Annotated in this window: 11 protein-coding genes; 8 read left to right on the top strand and 3 right to left on the bottom strand. The window is 69.1% G+C overall.

Annotation, left to right across the window (positions count from 1 at the left end; genetic code table 11):
• Positions 1-58: 58 nt before the first annotated feature.
• Both uvrA and AC07SQ_RS14920 read left to right on the top strand, forming a co-directional pair.
• On the top strand, positions 59-3115 hold the full coding sequence (gene uvrA, locus AC07SQ_RS14925) for an excinuclease ABC subunit UvrA (RefSeq protein ID WP_495273072.1): 3057 nt from the start codon (positions 59-61) through the stop codon (positions 3113-3115).
• 46 nt (positions 3116-3161) lie between these two features.
• On the top strand, positions 3162-4058 hold the full coding sequence (locus tag AC07SQ_RS14920) for a DMT family transporter (RefSeq protein ID WP_495273071.1): 897 nt from the start codon (positions 3162-3164) through the stop codon (positions 4056-4058).
• Positions 4059-4060: 2 nt separating this feature from the next.
• Here the strand turns inward: AC07SQ_RS14920 and AC07SQ_RS14915 are convergent, their stop codons facing one another.
• From AC07SQ_RS14915 to AC07SQ_RS14905, 3 genes are read right to left on the bottom strand one after another with little or no spacing between them, the layout of a single operon-like run.
• The gene (locus AC07SQ_RS14915; protein ID WP_172438465.1) at positions 4061-4828 is read right to left on the bottom strand and encodes a GntR family transcriptional regulator; all 768 of its coding nucleotides are present in this window, start codon (positions 4826-4828) and stop codon (positions 4061-4063) included.
• 1 nt (position 4829) lies between these two features.
• Positions 4830-6599, bottom strand: coding sequence for a glycerol-3-phosphate dehydrogenase/oxidase (locus AC07SQ_RS14910; RefSeq protein ID WP_495273070.1), 1770 nt, complete (start codon positions 6597-6599; stop codon positions 4830-4832).
• Positions 6596-8083: an FGGY family carbohydrate kinase gene (locus AC07SQ_RS14905; RefSeq protein ID WP_495273069.1), complete on the bottom strand. Its 1488-nt coding sequence runs from the start codon at positions 8081-8083 to the stop codon at positions 6596-6598. The genes AC07SQ_RS14910 and AC07SQ_RS14905 overlap by 4 nt, the downstream gene beginning before the upstream one ends.
• A gap of 180 nt (positions 8084-8263) precedes the next feature.
• Here AC07SQ_RS14905 and AC07SQ_RS14900 point away from each other — a divergent pair, with 180 nt between their 5' ends.
• From AC07SQ_RS14900 to AC07SQ_RS14875, 6 genes are all read left to right on the top strand, one after another.
• Positions 8264-9310, top strand: a complete 1047-nt coding sequence (locus tag AC07SQ_RS14900; protein ID WP_056584185.1) for a substrate-binding domain-containing protein — start codon at positions 8264-8266, stop codon at positions 9308-9310.
• Positions 9307-10842: a sugar ABC transporter ATP-binding protein gene (locus AC07SQ_RS14895; RefSeq protein WP_495273068.1), complete on the top strand. Its 1536-nt coding sequence runs from the start codon at positions 9307-9309 to the stop codon at positions 10840-10842. Before AC07SQ_RS14900 ends, AC07SQ_RS14895 begins: the two co-directional genes overlap by 4 nt.
• A complete protein-coding gene (locus AC07SQ_RS14890; RefSeq protein WP_070063424.1) occupies positions 10839-11879 on the top strand; it encodes an ABC transporter permease in 1041 nt (346 codons plus the stop codon). Before AC07SQ_RS14895 ends, AC07SQ_RS14890 begins: the two co-directional genes overlap by 4 nt.
• The gene (locus AC07SQ_RS14885) at positions 11876-12874 is read left to right on the top strand and encodes an aldo/keto reductase (protein ID WP_495273067.1); all 999 of its coding nucleotides are present in this window, start codon (positions 11876-11878) and stop codon (positions 12872-12874) included. The genes AC07SQ_RS14890 and AC07SQ_RS14885 overlap by 4 nt, the downstream gene beginning before the upstream one ends.
• 50 nt (positions 12875-12924) lie before the next feature.
• Positions 12925-13776 (top strand): class I fructose-bisphosphate aldolase, encoded by an 852-nt coding sequence (locus AC07SQ_RS14880; protein ID WP_070063426.1) that lies wholly within the window; start codon positions 12925-12927, stop codon positions 13774-13776.
• Positions 13777-13993: 217 nt separating this feature from the next.
• A complete protein-coding gene (locus tag AC07SQ_RS14875) occupies positions 13994-18715 on the top strand; it encodes an Ig-like domain-containing protein (protein WP_495273066.1) in 4722 nt (1573 codons plus the stop codon).
• Positions 18716-18847 lie beyond the last annotated feature (132 nt).

Raw genomic sequence — 18847 nt, 5'->3', positions numbered from 1 at the left:
ATGACAGGCGAAGCCAGCCCCTCTATCATGTCCGGTTGCCCTCGGACGACCGCACCCCTTGAATTCACCCACCACTGAAGACACCCCGGAGCGTGACGCCTACCTTGGCGCCCTGCTCGCCCAGCAGCGCATCAGCATCCGCGGCGCGCGCACCCACAACCTGAAGAACGTCGATCTCGACATCCCGCGCAACAAGCTGGTGGTGATCACCGGCCTGTCGGGCTCGGGCAAGTCGAGCCTGGCGTTCGACACGCTGTATGCCGAGGGGCAGCGGCGCTACGTGGAAAGCCTCTCGGCCTATGCGCGGCAGTTCCTGCAGCTCATGGACAAGCCCGATGTCGACGTGATCGAGGGCCTGTCGCCCGCCATCAGCATCGAGCAGAAGGCCACCAGCCACAACCCGCGCTCCACCGTGGGCACGGTGACCGAGATCCACGACTACCTGCGCCTCTTGTACGCGCGCGCCGGCACGCCCTTCTGCCCCGACCACCACCTGCCGCTGCAGGCGCAGACGGTGTCGCAGATGGTCGACGCGGTGCTGGCCCTGCCCGACGAGCCCCGGCTGATGATCCTGGCGCCGGTGGCGCGCGAGAAGAAGGGCGAGTTCCTCGAGCTCTTCACCGAGATGCAGGCGGCCGGCTACGTGCGCTTTCGCGTCGACGGGCAGACCTACGAATACAACGACCTGCCCAAGCTCAAGAAGACCGAGAAGCACGACATCGACGTGGTCATCGACCGCCTGCGCGCGCGCCCCGACATGCAGCAGCGCCTGGCCGAGAGCTTCGAGGCCGCGCTGCGCCTGGCCGAGGGCCGCGCCATTGCGCTGGAGTTGGGCGCCGAGGGGTCGCCCGACAAGGAACACCTGTTCAACGCCAAGTTCGCCTGCCCGATCTGCCACTACTCGCTGTCGGAGCTCGAACCGCGCCTGTTCTCGTTCAACTCGCCCGTGGGCGCCTGCCCGAGCTGCGACGGCCTGGGCCACCGCGAGGTGTTCGACCCGGTGCGCGTGGTGGCGTTTCCGTCGCTGTCGATCGCCAGCGGCGCCATCAAGGGCTGGGACCGCCGCAACGGCTACTACTTCAGCATGGTCGAGAGCGTGGCCAAGCACTACAAGTTCGACGTCGACGCGCCCTTCGAATCGCTGCCGGCCTCGGTGCAGCAGACGCTGCTGCACGGCTCGGGCGGCGAAGAGATCAAGTTCAACTACACCATGGAGTCGGGCAACTTCGCGGGCAAGAAGCTCACGAAGAAGCACCCCTTCGAGGGGATCATCCCGAACATGACGCGGCGCTACCGCGAGACCGATTCGGTGATGGTGCGCGAAGACCTTGCGCGCTTTCGCAACCAGCAGCCCTGCCCCGACTGCGGCGGCTCGCGGCTGCGACGCGAGGCGCGCAACGTGTTCCTGGTGGACGACGCCGGGCATGTGGGCGCAAACGGCGGCGAGCCGCCGCGCATGGCCATCTTCGAACTCAGCCACCTGACGCTGCGCGACGCCTACGCCTGGTTCAGCACGCTCAAGCTGCGCGGCGCCAAGGCCGACATCGCCGACAAGGTGGTGCGCGAGATCGGCCTGCGCCTCAAATTTCTGAACGACGTGGGCCTCAACTACCTGAGCCTGGACCGCAGCGCCGAGACGCTGTCGGGCGGCGAGGCGCAACGCATCCGCCTCGCGTCGCAGATCGGCTCGGGCCTCACGGGCGTGATGTACGTGCTCGACGAGCCCAGCATCGGCCTGCACCAGCGCGACAACGACCGCCTCATCGGCACGCTCAAACACCTGCGCGACATCGGCAACAGCGTGATCGTGGTCGAGCACGACGAGGACATGATCCACGCCGCCGACCACGTGATCGACATGGGCCCCGGCGCCGGCGTGCACGGCGGGCGCGTGATGGCCCAGGGCACCTACGCCCAGGTGTCGGCCAACCCCGAGTCGCTCACCGGCCAGTACCTCTCGGGCGTGAAGAAGATCGAGGTGCCCAAGCACCGCACCGCCTGGCTGCCGGCCGTGAAGAAGCCGGCCTTCAACGAAGGCAAGAAACCCTCGCGCTTTCCGCAAAGCCCCGCGGCCGAACGCCGCGCGGCGCGCGAAGCGGCGCACCTGGCTTCGCAGACCGACCTGCAGGAGATCCGCGTCGTCGGCGCCACCGGCAACAACCTGAAGAACGTGAGCGTGGCCTTCCCCGTGGGCCTGCTGACCTGCGTGACGGGCGTCTCGGGCTCGGGCAAGTCGACGCTGGTGAACGACACGCTCTACACCGCCGTGGCGCGCACGCTGTACCGCGCGCACGAAGAACCGGCCGCGCACGAGTCGGTGGAAGGCATCGAGTACTTCGACAAAGTCATCAACGTCGACCAGTCGCCCATCGGCCGCACGCCGCGCAGCAACCCGGCCACCTACACGGGCCTGTTCACGCCGATCCGCGAGCTGATGGCCGAGACCAACACCGCGCGCGAGCGCGGCTACGGTCCGGGCCGCTTCAGCTTCAACGTGGCGGGCGGCCGCTGCGAGGCCTGCCAGGGCGACGGCGTGGTGAAGGTCGAGATGCACTTCCTGCCCGACGTGTACGTGCCCTGCGAGGTCTGCCACGGCCAGCGCTACAACCGCGAGACGCTCGAGGTCCAGTACAAGGGCCGGAACATCGCGCAAATCCTCGAGATGACGGTCGAGACCGCGCACGAGTTTTTGAAGGCCGTGCCGACCATCGAGCGCAAGCTGCGCACGCTGCTGGACGTGGGCCTCTCCTACATCAAGCTCGGTCAGTCGGCCACCACGCTGTCGGGCGGCGAGGCGCAGCGCGTGAAGCTCGCGCTCGAGCTCAGCAAGCGCGACACCGGCCGCACGCTCTACATCCTCGACGAGCCGACGACCGGCCTGCACTTCGCCGACATCGAGCTGCTGCTCAAGGTGCTGCACCAGCTGCGCGACGCGGGCAACACCATCGTCGTCATCGAGCACAACCTGGACGTCATCAAGACCGCCGACTGGCTCATCGACATGGGCCCCGAGGGCGGCGCCGGCGGCGGCACGGTGGTGGGCGAAGGCACGCCCGAAGACATCGCGGCGAACGAGGCGAGCCACACGGGCCGCTACCTCAAGCGCCTGCTGTAGCCGCACCGCCAGCACGAATGCGCGGGCCGCGCCACAATCGCGGCCCATGCCTTCCTTCACGCCGCGCCAGTTCGTTCTTCTTGTGCTCCTCACCCTCGCGTGGGGCTTCAACTGGCCGGTGATGAAGCTCGGCGTGGCCGACTACCCGCCGCTGGCTTTCCGCGCGATTTCGATCTGGCTGGGCGTGCCCGTGCTGGCGGTCGCGCTGGTGGTGATGAAGGTGCCGTTCCGCGTGCCGCGCAGCGCCTGGCCCGAGCTGGTGTGGCTGGGCGCGACCAACATGTTCGTCTGGCACGCCTGCATCATCCTCGCGGTGAAGGCGCTCTCGGGCGGGCGCGCCGCGATCCTGGGCTACACGATGCCGGTGTTCTCCGCCGTCATCGGCGCGCTGCTGTTCTCGGCCGTGCTCACGCGCCGCGCGTGGACCGGCGTGGGTGCCTGCGCCATCGGCGTCGGGCTGCTGCTGTGGCACGAGCTCACCGACTTCGCGGGCCGCCCCGGCTACGTGGCACTGGCGCTGGTGGCCGCCGCCACCTGGGCGCTGGGCACGCAGCTGCTGCGCCACACGCGCATCGGCCTGCCGACACTCACGCTCTCGTTCTGGATGACGGCCATGACGGCCGTGGTGATGACGGTGCTGTCGCTGCTGTTCGAGCGCGACCAGTGGCGCTCGCCGGGCGCCGTGACCTGGGGATCGATCGCCTACAACGCGGTGCTGATCTTCGGCTTCGCGCACGCGGCCTGGTTCTACCTGGCGCGCGGCCTGCCGCCGGTGGCCTCGACCCTGAGCGTGATGTTCATTCCCGTGCTCGGCGTGTTCAGCGGTGCCGTGTGGCTCGGCGAGGTCGTGCACTGGCAGGACTGGGTGGCGGTGGCGCTGATGATGGTCGCCATCGCCTCGGTGCTGCTGCCTTCGCGCAGCAGCAGCACCGCGAAGGCCTGAGCTCAGGTCGTCGTCTGCACGTGCAGGCGGCTGGTCTTGCAGCGGTGCAGCGCGCGGTAGTGCTCCAGCGGCCGGCCGTTGGCACCGTAGGCAATCGATTCGATGCGCAGCAGCGGCTCGGGCTGTGGCAGGTCGAGCAGGCGGCAGGTCTCGGCGTCGGGCAGCACGGCGTCGATCCAGCGTTCGGCGCGCACCAGCCGCACGCCGTACTGGCGGCGCAGCACGTCGTACAGCGAGCGGTCGTCCAGCCGCGTGCGGTGCAGGCCCGGCGCCAGGTCGGCCGGCACGGCCGTCTCGACCAGGAGGCGCAGTTCGCCGTCGACGCTGCGCAGGCGCTTGAGGCCGACCACCTGCGCGTCTTCGGTGAGGCCGAGCGCGGCGGCTTCCTGCGCGGTGGCGGCGCGCAGTTCCTGCACGAGGATCTGCGTGCGCACCGAGCGGCCCTTGCGCTCCATCTCGTCGGAAAAGCCCAGCACGGTGGAGACGAAATCCTCGTCGCGCTCGCGCGCCGACACGAAGGCGCCGCGGCCCTTGATCTTGTAGATGAGGTTGTTGCGCACCAGGTCGGCCAGCGCCTCGCGCACCACGATGCGCGAGATGCCGAACTGCTCGCCCAGCTCGGCCTCGGACGGCAGCTTGGCGCCGATGGGCAGCACGCCCTGCAGGATCTGCAGCCGGATGGCGTCGCGGAACTGCGCCCACAGCGGCGATTCGGAGTTGCGGTCGAGCGAGGTCGTCGACACGGTGTCGGGGGCGGTGGAAAGGGTCACGTTAGGTCGGGCCGAGGACGGGGCTGGCCATCAATGATGCATCGAAAGCGGAAGGCGCCGGCTCGTGGGCCGCCACCGGCTGCAGGCGCACGCCGTGCCGCTCGCGCAGGGCGGCAGCGCAGGCGCTGAGTTCCTGGTGCGCGCGAGCCGCGTCCCAGCCGAGGGCTTCGGCGGCCACGCCGGCGATCTCGGCGAGCGCCTCGTCGGTGACCAGCCCGCGGATGGCCAGCAGCGTGCGGCGGATCACGAGGTCGTCCAGGTGCACGACGCCGGTCTCCATGCACAGGTACGAGAGTTCGGCCGCCGAGTACTCGGGCGCATGGCGCAGCGGCGTGTCGCCCGAGGCCGCGAGGCGCTGCGCCAGCGGCAGCGCCTTCGAGCCGTAGCGGCGCAGCAGGCCCAGCGCGCGCGCGCGGTCCAGGCCCGAGCCTGCGGTCATCTTGTCGATGAAGCGCTCGGTGGCGGCCGCGTCGGCCGGCAGCTCGGCGCCGCCGCCGATGGGCAGCGACTCGGTCGAGGCGGTGCGCGAGCGGCCCAGGTGGCGCAGCACGTGGTCGGTGGCTTCTTCGGCCAGGGCGCGGAAGGTGGTCCACTTGCCGCCCACGAGGCCGACGATGGGCACGTCGCGCGTGGCGCTCGGCGGGTCGACCACCACCGAGTGGTCGCGCGAGATCTGGCCCGGCTTGTCGGCGTCGGAGCGCGCCAGCGGGCGCACGCCGACGTAGGTGTAGATCACATGCTGGCGGTCGAAGGCCATGTTCGGGAACACCTCGCGCAGCACGTCGATCAGGTAGTCGATCTCGGCCGGCTCGGTGACGATCTGGTCGGGGTCTTCCACCGGGATGTCGGTGGAGCCCACCAGCACGCGGTCGAGAAACGGATAGACGATGCACACGCGCCCGTCCACCGCCTCGAAGTAGGCCATGCGGCCTTCGAGCGCGTCGCGCAGCGCCGGGTGGTCGAGCACGAGGTGCGAGCCCTTGGTGCCCATCACGCGCGGGCCGGCGCCGCCGAGCACGGCCGCGCTGCGGTCGAGCCAGGCGCCGGTGGCGTTCACCACGGTGTCGGCCGTGACGCGCACCAGCGCGCCGGTGATCTCGTCGCGCAGCGTGAGGATGTTGCCCGCGCAGCCCGTCACGCGGCAGTAGTTGGACGCGACCGAGCGCGGCTGGTCGCGGCAGGCGTCGCCGATGAGCTCGAGGATCAGCCATTCGGGATGGCTGATCCAGGCATCGAAGAAGGTGGCGGTCCAGCGGATCGCGGCGCGGAACAGGCGGCGGTCGTTCGTCGGCACGCGGCTGATGCGGTGGCCCGGCATCACGCGCTGGCGGCGGCCCAGCAGGTCGTACAGGCGCAGGCCCGCGGCCACGGCCAGCAGGCCGCGCGTGCGCTGCGGCGGCGTGCGTCCGAAGAACTTGAGCGCGCTGCTCAGCAGCCCGCCGAAGAAGCTCGACAGCGGCACCACGGTCTTCAGCGGCTGCACCAGGTGCGGCGCGTTGCGCAGCAGCAGGTTGCGCTCGCGCGTGGCCTCGGCCACCAGCGAGAAGCTCCCGTTTTCCAGGTAGCGCAGGCCGCCGTGGATCATGCGCGAGGGCGCGCTGCTGGCGCCGGCGCCGAAGTCGCCCTTGTCGACGATGAGGCAATCGACGCGCTGCAGCGACAGGTCGCGGAACACGCCCACGCCGTTGATGCCGGCGCCGACGATCACCGTCGAAAAGTGGCGGCCCTCAAGAGAGGCTGGGCGGACAAAAGGCAGTTGCCACGCGCTCATGACGCACCGCCCGCGAGATGGTTGAAGACAGGAGACATGCGATCGATCAGTTCGTTGAATTCGGCGTTGAAATCGGCATGGGCCCGCGCGTCGCGCGCGTCGGGTTCGATGAGTTCGCAGGGCGCGCGCAGCGGGCTGGCGGGGCCCGCGTCGTCGAGGTCCTGCGACATCGCGGCATAGAGGGCGGCGCCGCGCGCGCCGGTTTCGTCGTCGGCGCAGCGCTCGACCGGATGACCCAGCAGCGCCGCGAGCAGACGCACCAGGCGCGCATCGCTGGCACCGCCGCCCAGCACGCTGGAGGCCGACACCGGCAGGCCCTGCGACGCCAGGCGCGCGGTGTGGCGCGCATGCAGCGCGGCCACGGCATCGACCACGGCGCGCGCCATGTCGGCGGGCGTGTGGTGGCTCTTGAGCCCGACGAAGCCGGCCGTGATGCCGCCCCCGCCGTTGATGAAGGGCAGAAAGCGCAGCCCGTTCGCCCCGAGCGGCACACCCATGGCCAGGTCGACCACGGCGCGCGCATCGGGCAGGCCGAGCGCGCCGGCCAGCCAGGCGATGTTGGCCATCGACGAGGGGCTGTTCTCCATGTACAGGCGCTCGCGCGTGCGGCCGAAGTTGACGAGCGCGGCGACCTCGGGTTGCGGCGCGATCACCGGGCCGATGACGGCGTTGACGCACCAGGTGCCCAGCACCGACACGGCGCGGCCCCGGTCTTCGGCGCCGATGGCGGTCATCGAGGCGAGCAGGTCGATGGCGCCCATCGCGACCGGAATGCCCACCGGCAAACCGCACAGCGCCGCTTCGGCTGCGCGCAGCCGGCCCATGGTCTGGCCGCTGGGCACCAGCGGGCCGAAGGCGCGCGGCCCGAGGCCATCGATGCCCGCGACCTCGAAGGCCAGGGGCGACCAGTCGCCGGTGGCCAGCGAGAGCAGGCCGGCGGTGCTGGCATCGCTCGCGTCGGTGGCGATCTCGCCGGTCAGCAGGAAGCCGAGGTAGTCCTTGGCGAACAGCAGGCGGTGCAGTTCGCCGCGCTGCACGGCGTCGGCGCCCAAGAGCTCGGCCGCGATCACGGTGGGCTGGCCGGGCCAGGGGCGGCAGCCCACGTCCGCGAACAGCCGGTCGCCGTGGCGCGCCGAGAGGGCGAGCGCGCGCGCATCGGCGCGCTGGTCGGTGGAGGCGACGGCGCGGCCGCCGACGAGTTCGTTGTGTGCATCGAGCGCGTACAGGCCCGCCCCGTGGCCGGTGCAGCCGATGGCGCACACGTCCGCCGCGCGCGGGCCGAGCTGGCGCGCCACGTCGCCGAGCACGTGGGTCAGCCCCGCGCGGATCGCCGCCGCGCCCACCTCGCACCCGCCGCCGGGCAGCCGCGCATGCCGCAGGGGCAGGCGCGACACGGCCAGGCTGCGCCCGCTCCCCGCGTCCAGGGCCAGCGCCTTCAGGCTGCTCGAGCCCATGTCGATGCCGATCAGTATTTTGGTCTTCATGTCATAACAGCTTCGGCGGAAAAAAAGGCTGTCACCAGTAGCGTTTCCCCTAGTTATCGGGAGAAACGACCCGCCATTACATTCTAGCCTGTCATAACAACTGTCGTGACACCACGGTCCACAGGTCCGCCACCCAACGGCGGGCCGAAAGCTCTGCCAGTCAACGTGAGGAGACAAAGAATGAGGCGTAATTTCCTGAAGTCCGCAGCCGCCGCCGGTATCGGCCTGGCCGGTGCGAGCGCGTTCGCGCAACAGCAAGCCGCGGCCCCCGCGGCAGGTGCCGGCCTGCGCGGCAATGCCAGCGACGTCTACGTGATGAACGTGATGGTCTCGGGCGTCGAGTACTGGTTCCCGGTCTACGAAATGATGAAGCAGCTCGGCCGCACGCTGGGCGTTCGCACCCGCTACACCGGCACGCCGGAGTACGACGTGAACAAGCAGCTCGCTTCGTTCGAACAGGAACTGGCGCGCAAGCCCGCCGGCATCCTGCTGCACCCGATGAACCCTGACCCGTTCATCGAACCCATCAACCGCGCCGCCGCGATGGGCATCCCGGTCGTGACCTTCGCGGCCGACTCGCCCAACTCCAAGCGCACCTCGTTCATCACCTCCGACAACGACCGCGAAGGCAACCAGGCCGCCGACGCCATCGCCGCATCGCTGAACGGCAAGGGCGAGTACGCCGTGCTCGAGAACCCGGGCCAGGACAACCACGACCGCCGCATCGCCGCGTTCGTCAACCGCATGAAGGCCAAGCACCCCGGCATGAAGCTGGTCGGCCGCGCCGCCAGCAACCAGGACCCGAACAAGGCCTACCAGGCCGTGCTGAGCCTGGCGCAGGCCAACCCGAACCTGGGCGCGCTGTTCATGCCCGAAGCCAACTCGGCGCTCGGCGCGGCGCAGGCCAAGGTCGAGACCAAGAAGAACATCAAGGTGATGTGCTGCGACGTCAACGCCAAGATCCTGGACATGATCAAGTCGGGCGACGTGTTCGGTGCCATCAACCCGAACCAGGGCATGCAGGGCTACATGGGCATGATGATGCTGTTCCTGGCCAAGAACCCCGGCCTCATCGACCCGATGAACGACGCCAAGCGCAACGGCACGAACCCGATGTCGGTGCCCTTCCTGGACAACGGCCTGGCCGTGGTGAGCAAGGCCAACGCCGACGACTTCTACTGGGACAAGTACCTCGCCCGCCGTGGCACCAAGGGAATCGGCGAGTGAGCACCCCTGCCGCATTGCTTGAACTGCGCGGCATCGCGAAGCGCTTCGGCGCTTCGCGCGCGCTCTCGGGCGTGGACTTCTCGCTGCAGGCCGGCGAGATCCACGCCCTGTGCGGCGAGAACGGCGCGGGGAAGTCGACGCTGATGAACATCATCGACGGCATCCACCAGCCCGACGAAGGCGAGATCGTGCTGTGCGGCCAGAAGGTCGTCATCGACGGTCCCGCCCACGCCATGCGCCTGGGCATCGGCCTGGTGCACCAGGAAATCGCCCTGTGCGCCGACGCCACCGTGGCCGAGAACATCTTCATGCCGGAAATCAACGCCGGCAAGCAGGCGTGGATGAACTTCTCCGCCTTGAACACGCGCGCCGCCAAGGTGCTGGCGCGCCTGGGCCAGGACATCGACCCGGCCGCGCTGGTGCGCGACCTGAGCATTTCGAGCCAGCAGCTGGTGGAGATCGCCAAGGCGCTCACGCTGGACTGCAAGGTGCTCATCCTCGACGAGCCCACTGCCGCCCTCACCGACAACGAGTCGGCCGCGCTCTTCCGGGTGCTGCACGACCTCAAGGCGCAGGGCATCGGCATCATCTACATCAGCCATCGCATGGCCGAGATCTTCACGCATTGCGACCGCGCCACCGTGCTGCGCGACGGGCGCAACGTGCACAGCGGCCCGCTCGAAGGCATGACGCCCGACGAGCTGGTGCGCCGCATGGTCGGGCGCGACCTGGGCAACTACTACCCGCCCAAGCAATCCGCCGCCGCTGCTGACGCGAACGCCGGCCCCGTGCTCGAAGTCGACGGCATCGCCGACGACGACCGCGTGCACGGCATCTCCTTCACGCTCCAGCGCGGCGAGATCCTCGGCATCGCCGGCCTCATGGGCGCCGGACGCAGCGAGCTGGCCGAGACCGTGTGCGGCCTGCGCCCCGCGCGGCGCGGCGCCGTGCGCCTCAACGGCAAGACGCTGGCCATCCGCAAGTACAGCGACGCGCTGCGCGAAGGCATTGCCTACCTCAGCGAAGACCGCAAGGCGGCCGGCGTGTTCCTCGACCTGCCGATTGCGCAGAACATCTCGTCGATGGCGCTGCGCCGCGTGAGCTCGGCCCTGGGCCTGCTGCAGCGCGCCACCGAGCACCGGCTCGCGGTGCAGCTGGGCGCCAAGCTCAACCTGAAGTCGGACGGCGTGGCGATCGAGGTGTCGAGCCTGTCGGGCGGCAACCAGCAGAAGGTGGCGATCGCCAAGCTGCTGGCCACGCAACCCGCGGTGCTGCTGATGGACGAGCCCACGCGCGGCGTGGACGTGGGCGCGAAATCCGAGATTCATCACATCCTGCGCGACCTGGCCGACCAGGGCGTGGGCGTGGTGGTGATCTCTTCCGAACTGCCCGAGATCATCGGCCTGTGCGACCGCGCACTGGTGATCCGCGAAGGGCGATTGGCGGGCGAACTGGCCCATGACGAGATGACGGAGGAAGCCCTGCTGCGGCTGGCCTCCGGACTTTGCGAACCCGAAGAGGCAATGGCATGAACTTTCCGACCAGAATCGACGCAGGCGCCGCGGCCACGGCCACGGCCGGCTCCCTGCAACCCCGCCGAACAGGAGACCCCGTGAAGCAGGCCAACAAGCTCACGAGCATGCGCGAGGCCGGGCTGGTGCTGATCATCGTGGCGCTGTGCGTTGCGATGAGCTTCGCATCGCCCTACTTCCTCACCTGGGACAACGTGCGCGCGATGCTGCTGTCCTTCTCCATCGAAGGCATCGTGGTGGTGGGCATGACCATCCTGCTCATCGTCGGCGGCATCGACCTGTCGGTGGGCTCGGTGGTGTGCTTCGCGATGGTGGTGACGGGCAAGCTCTTCCTCATGGGCATGGACCCGTGGCTTGCGAGCCTGGTGGCCATTGGCGCGAGCGGCCTCATCGGCGCCATGATCGGCGGCTGCGTCACGCGCATCGGGCTGAACCACTTCATCGCCTCGCTGGCCTTCATGGTGATCGTGCGCGGCCTGTGCCTGGCGCTCACGCAGGGCACGCCGCAGTCGCTGTTCTCGCTGCCGGCCGAGTTCAAGTTCATCGGCCAGGGCACGCTGTTCGGCGTGCCGGCCGTGATCCTGATCTTCCTGGCCATCGTGATCGTGAGCGACTTCGTGCTGCGCCGCTCCACCCTGCTGCGCCGCGTGTTCTACACCGGCAGCAACGAGAAGGCCGCGCTGTACGCCGGCATCCGCGTGGGCCGCGTGAAGTTCTGGGTCACGGTGCTGTGCTCCGCCTCGGCGGGCCTGGCCGGCGTGATCTACACGGCGCGCTTCGGCGCCGCCACGCCGACCTTCGGCATGGGCATGGAACTCAACGTGATTGCCGCGGCCGTGATCGGCGGCGCCAGCCTCAAGGGCGGCTCGGGCACGGTGCTCGGCGCCGTGCTCGGCCTGGCGCTGCTGTCGGTGGTGACCAGCTCGCTGATCCTGCTCGACGTGTCGCCTTACTGGCAGGACGTGATCAAGGGCTTGATCCTGCTCGCGGCCGTGACCATCGACCACATCCTGAACACGAGAAAGACCAAGCGATGAGCAGCGCAACACAGATGAAGAAGACCACCCTGGGCCCCTCGGGCATCGAAAGCTCGGCCATCGGCCTGGGCACCTGGGCCATGGGCGGATGGATGTGGGGCGGCGGCGACAACGCCGCTGCCGTGATCGCCATCCAGGCCTCGCTCGATGCGGGCGTGAACCTGATCGACACCGCACCGGCCTACGGCCTGGGCCGCTCCGAGAGCATCGTCGGTACCGCGCTCAAGGGCCGTCGCCACGAGGCCGTGATCGCCACCAAGTGCGGCCTGGTGTGGCACACGCAGCAGGGCACGCACTTCTTCGAGGAAGACGGCCACCCGGTGTACCGCTACCTCGGGCGCGATTCGATCTTCCACGAGTGCGAAGAGAGCCTGAAGCGTTTGCAGACCGACTACATCGACCTGTACATCACGCACTGGCAGGACCACACGACGCCCGTGGCCGAGACCATGGACGCGCTGCTGGCGCTCAAGAAGCAGGGAAAGATCCGCGCCATCGGCGTGAGCAACGCGACGCCCGAAATTCTTTCGGAGTACCTGAAGCACGGCCCCGTCGATGCGGCGCAGGAGCTCTACAGCCTCATCGACCGCGGCATCGAGACCACGCTGGCGCCGCTGTGCGCCGAGCACAACGTGGCGGTGCTGGGCTACTCGTCGCTGGCGCTGGGCCTGCTGGCCGGGCCCATCGACCCCGCGCGCGAGTTCAAGGGCGACGACCAGCGCGCCACCAACCCGCGTTTCAGCGAAGCCAACCGCGCCAAGCTGAAGGCCTTCTTCGACACGCTAGAGCCGCTGCGCATGCACCTGGGCTGCTCCTTCGGCCAGATGATGATCGCCTGGACCGTGGCCCGCGGCACCGTCTCGGTGGCGCTGTGCGGTGCGCGCGTGCGCCAGCAGGCCATTGAAAACGCCGGCGCCGGCGCGGTCGTTCTCGACGGCGAAGCGCTGCAGCTCATCGACGCTGCGGCCAAGCGCCACCTGGACGCGCTCGCCTGAGCGCGCCTTTTTCCTCCCTTCCTTTTTCCTCAACACGGAGTTCTTCCTTCATGTCGAAAGACAAGACCGCGCGGCTCAACCGCCTGCTGCACAACGGCCGCTGCCTGGACATCGCCCTGGACCACGGCGTGTGCAACGAACCCACCTTCCTGGACGGCCTGGAGGACATGCCCGGCGTGATCGACAAGCTCGTGGCCGCGAAGCCCGACGCGATCCAGCTCAACTACGGACAGTCCGACCTGCTGCAGGACCGGCCCGGGCGCGATCGCCCCGCGCTGGTGATGCGCCTGGACATGGGCAACCCCTACAACGCCGTGCACCACCGCGTGATGTGGGCCGTGCTGCAGAACCAGGACGACCCGGTGCTGCCCGCCGTGCAGCGGGACGCGGCCTGCGTGGTCGTCAACCTGTTCATGCTGCCCGACGAGCCCGACCTGTTCCGCCAGTGCGTGCAGAACATCGCCCGCGTGCGCGCCGACTGCGACCGCTACGGCATGCCGCTCATGATCGAGCCGCTCGTGATGCAGGCGCCCACCGCCACCAGCCGCTACATGGTGGACGGCGACGCCGAAAAGATCGTCACGCTCACGCGCCTGGCGCGCGAGATGGGCGCCGACATCGTCAAGGCCGACCCCACCACCGACGCCACCGACTTCCACCGCGTGGTGCAGGCCGCGCGCTGCCCCGTGCTCGTGCGCGGCGGCGGGCGCGAAGACCTGCAGCAGGTGTTCGCGCGTTCGCGCGTGCTCCTGGACCAGGGCGCCGTCGGCATGGTGTACGGCCGCAACGTCTACCAGCACGCCAACCCCTCGGCGGTGGTGAGCGCACTGATGGCCATGATCCACGACGGTGCCAGCGCCGAAGCGGCCTGGAACCTCTACGAATCGGGCGGCGTGAAATAAGAGCGCCCCGGCGCTGACGCCTTCCACGCGGAAGGCGCCGGCGCCAACCAGCGGGAGAGCAAGACAGAAGAAGAAGAAGAAGTGGACGGCGGACAACGCATGCGTTGCCCGCCGGGGGCGCGCCTGCGCGTGCGCTTTCCCAGCAAGCGACCGAGTGACTCGAGAGAACCAAGGACAAGAGGGTTCCCTGCGAACTTCAAACAACCTGGAGGCGACGATGAAGATCCGGTATTTCCTGATGGCGTTCCTGGTGCCGTGCGTCACATTGCTGACGCATGCGGCAATCACCGGGGTCAGTCCGATGACGACCCTCAACAAGATGGCCACGGCGGCTGCCGCTGTCGTGGCCGACCCGCTCCCGCTGCAGGGGCCGGGCCTGGGCAACCTCACCTACACCTCGGCGGAACTGTTCAAGCCGGTGTCGATGATCACCAGCGCCGCGCACCCGCTCGACCCGGCGCACAGCGACGCCTACGAGGCACGCGACGTGCCCGCCACGTACCCGGGCCGCAAGGACTACGGCATGAACGCCGGCATCATGGTCAACGGCTACTTCCTCACCTCCTTCGCGCCGGACAGCGGCCTCGGCCCCGGCGGCTTCCTGCTGTACGACGTGTCGAACCCGCGCCAGATCAGGCTCGTCAAGAAGATCTACGAGCCCGATGACGCGACAGGCGGTCGCACCAAGGAATTCCGCGAGACCCATTCCTTCGGCACCGCGAAGATCGGCGGCAAGACCTACGTGGTGCTGCCCAGCATCAACGGCGTCGAGTTCTGGGACTTCACCGACATCAACGACATCAAGCAGGTGAAGAAGCTGGCGCTGCCCGGCGTCAACTCGGGCGACTACGAGAACGTGTCCTGGCAGCTGTGGTGGCAGGCGCCCTACCTGTACGTGGCCTCGGCCGGCCGGGGCATGTTCATCGTCGACGCGACGGACCCCGCGAACGCGGTGGTCGCCAACCGCGGCGCCGGCAAGCCCAACCCGGTGCCCACGGGCGAACTCGGCGGCTTCCGCCTCGGCCCGATCTTCACGATGGGCAACCACATGGTGCTGACCGCGATGGAAAGCAACGGCGGTTTCGCGAGCCTGGACATCTCCGACCCGCTCAACCCCAAGGTGCTCGATTCCATCGCCGGCGCCACGCCGTTCTATTACGCAACCTGCTTCGACGGCAAGAGCGTGCACGCCTCCGCGCGCGGCAGCGGCGCCAAGATGTACAGCTACGACCTGAGCGACCGCTCGCGCTTCGTGGCCGAGGACAACCGGCTCGTCATCGACGAGCAGCTGTATTGCGCCACGCAGGACAACTACGTGATCCAGGGCGCGCAGACGCGCATCCACAAGGTGGACGTGAGCAACCCGCTCAACCACGTGGAGGTGGGCCGCGGCAGCATCCTGCGCGAGGACGACCCGAACTTCTCGCACTCGGACAACGGCCAGGTCGCGATGTTCGGCAACCTCGTCTTCGTGGGCAACGACCACGGCTCGGGCAGCGGCTTCGTCGTGCACGCGGTGGACCCCGACACCACCAAGCCCGAAGTGAAGCAGGTCTCGCCCGCCAACGGGGCGAAGCAGCAGGCCCTCAGCTCGCGCATCGGCCTGGGCATGACCGACAACATCCTGCCGGAGAGCGTGAACAGCAACACCTTCATCGTGCGTCCGGTGGGCGGCAACACGCTGGCGGGCACCTACAGCGTGCAGCTGGGCATCGTCAACTTCCATCCCGCGCAGCCGCTGCTGCCGGGCACGAGCTATGAGGTGTTCCTGCCGGCCAACGGCGTGAAGGACTATGCGGGCAACGCCATCGGCGCCGACTACCGCTCCACCTTCAACACCGGCAACGCCAGCGACATCAACCTGATGCACCACTGGCCGCTGACGGGCAACCTGGGCGACCAGATCGGCGCCAACAACGGCACGCCCGCCACCGGCGACGCGTTCGAGAGCATCGGCCTGAACTTCGCGAACCGCACCGCCGGCGTGCCGCTGAAGAACGACACCGTGGCCAGCGCGCTGGGCGGCACCGCCACGCTGAGCTTCTACATGAAGACCACGCAGGCCGGCGCTGCCAACTCGTGGACCGCGCCCGGCATCTTCGGTCGCGACCAGTCGGGCGGCACCGACGACGTGTTCTGGGGCTGGCTGGACACCGGCGGGCGCATCAAGCTCTCGGTGGGCAATGACGGCGGCACCACCTCCACCGCGGCCGTGAACGACGGCAACTGGCACCACGTCGTGCTCACGCGCGACGCGGCCTCGGGCGCGCAGGCGGTGTACGTGGACGGCGTGAAGACCACCTCGACCGGGCCGACCGGCACCAAGGGCCTGTCGACCAAGTTCCAGGTCATGGGCCAGATCCAGGGCAACACCGCGCTCTTCAAGGGCACGCTGGCCGAGGTGCGCGTGTACGGCCGCGTGCTCGGCCAGGCCGAGGTGGACACGCTGCGCGGCCAGGCCATCATCGGCGACCCGGGCCTGGGCGGCGGGCCCAAGCTGGTCAATGGCCAGCTGAGCTTCAACCCCGCGACGCTCGGCGCCAGCGGCGTGCAGTTCCGCTGGAACTTCGGCAACGGCACGCAGACGGCGTTCTCGAATCAGCCGAACACCAGCTACACCTACACCACCCCCGGCCACTACACGGTGACCCTGACGGTGAAGGACAGCAGCGGCCGCGAGACCTACTACACCTACAACGTGACCGTCATCGCGCCGGTCACCGCGACCGCGCCCACGCACACGACCAACATCGCGGGCGATGCGAGCCGGGTGTACTCGGTGAACCCCGACAGCGGCACGGTGGCCGCCATCGACGCGCAGACCCTCGCCAAGCTGTGGGAAGTGCGCGTCGGCGACGAGGCCAAGACGCTGGCCGTCGGCCCCGACGGCCGCATCTGGGTCGCGGTGCAGGGCGAGGACAAGCTGGTGGCGCTCAACGCCGCCGACGGCTCGCAGTCGGTGTCAATCCCGCTGGCCTACGGCAGCGGCCCGTACGGCGTGGCCTTCACGCCCAACGGCGCCAAGGGCCTGCTCACGCTGGAAAGCAAGTCGGTGCTCATGAGCTTCGACCCCAGCAACGGCGCCACCACCGGTGCGCTGGCGCTCGAGGGCGGCGTGCGCGGCATCGCCGTGAGCGCCGACTCGCAGGTGGCCTACGTCACGCGCTTCAAGTCGAAGATGACGGGCGGCCAGCTGCACAAGGTGAACCTGCAATCGCTGACCGCGCTGCAGACCATTCCGCTGCCGGTGGACACCACGACCGTCGACACCGAGAGCCGCGCGCGCGGCGTGGCCAACTACCTGAGCCAGGTGGTGATCTCGCCCGACGGCTCGCGTGCCGTGCTGCCTTCGAAGAAGGACAACATCGTGCGCGGCCGCTTCCGCGACGGCAAGGACCTGCCGCACGACCAGACGGTGCGTTCCATCCTGTCGCAGGTGAACCTGCAAAGCGCCGCCGAGGTGTTCTCCGAGCAGATCGACTTCGACGACCGCGCCCCCGCGCGCGCCGCGCTGTACTCGCCCGCCGGCGACTACCTGTTCGTGGCGCAGATGGAAGGCAACCGTGTCGCCATCGTCGACAGCTACACCCGCGCGGTGCGCGGCGAGATCAACGCCAGCAGCGCCCCGCACGGCCTGTACCTCGATGCGGCGCGCAAGCGGTTGTTCGTGAACAACTTCCTGGCGCGCTCGGTGTCGGTGCACGACGTGGCGAAGGTGCTGTCGGCCGAGACCAACGCGGCGATCTTCCTGCAGAACGTGGCCACCGTGGCGCAGGAGCCGATGGCGGCCGCGGCGCTGCGCGGCAAGCAGGTGTTCTACAACGCGGCCGACCGGCGCATGAGCAAGGACAACTACATCTCCTGCGCCAGCTGCCACGCGGACGGCGGCGACGACGGCATGGTGTGGGACTTCACCCAGCGCGGCGAAGGCCTGCGCCGCACCATCAGCCTGCAGGGCCGGCGCGGCACCAGCCACGGCAAGCTGCACTGGACGGCCAACTTCGACGAGGTGCAGGACTTCGAGAACGACATCCGCAACGAGTTCGGCGGCACGGGCTTCCTGAGCAATGCCGACTGGACCGCCACGCAGGCCCCGCTGGGTGCCCCGAAGGCCGGCAAGAGCGCGCAGCTGGACGACCTGGCCGTGTACCTGGGTTCGCTCAACAAGTACATGCGCAGCCCGGCGCGAGCCGCGGACGGCAGCCTGAGCGTGGACGCGGTGCGCGGACAGACCGTGTTCAACACGGCCCAGTGCGCCACCTGCCACACGGGCGCCACCTTCCGCGACGGGTTGCGGCACGACGTGGGCACCATCCAGGCCTCGTCGGGCAAGGGCAGCAACCAGCCGCTGGCGGGTGTGGGCTTCGACACGCCGACCCTGTCGGGCACCTGGAACACCACCGCGTTCTTCCACAACGGCCAGGCGGCCACGCTGCAGGACCTGCTCACGGGCGGCCACGGCAACGCCTCCAGCCTGCCGGCGAACGACGTGGTGGCGCTGCGCGAGTACGTGCGCTCGCAGGACACCGCCCCGGCGGTGGTCACGCGGCTGCGCTCCGACCTCAACCCGACGATGTGCGTGAACATCAAGGGCGCATCGACTACCAGCGGCGCGACGGCGGTGCAATGGCCGTGCGGCAACGCGGGCAACGAGAAGTTCACGATGACGCCCGTCACCGGCGGCTACGTGCAGTTCATCGCCGAGCACAGCGGCCTGTGCCTGGCACAGAACGGCACGGCGACCACGAACGCGGCCGTGGTGCAGGTGGCCTGCTCGTCGGGCAACACGGCGCAGTGGAGCCTGGTGGGCGGCACGGTGCGCAACCGCGCCTCGGGCTCCTGCCTGGACGTGCCGAACGGCTCGACCACGCAGGACACGGCGCTGATCACCTGGACCTGCAACGGCGGCAACAACCAGAACTGGACTCAGCTGCCGTAAGCACCTCGCTTCGCGCCTGAGCCCAGGCCGGCCGTTTCGACGGCCGGCCTTTTTTTCGTCTGGCGCATGACCTCTCGCGTCATGGATTCGATGCACCCGTTCTGGAACAGTGGGTCCATCGATTCATCAACC

Source organism: Variovorax sp. GW821-FHT06D12, from assembly GCF_059419205.1.
The sequence above is the reverse complement of the archived record's forward strand: the minus strand, read 5'-3'. Positions and strand labels throughout refer to the sequence as shown.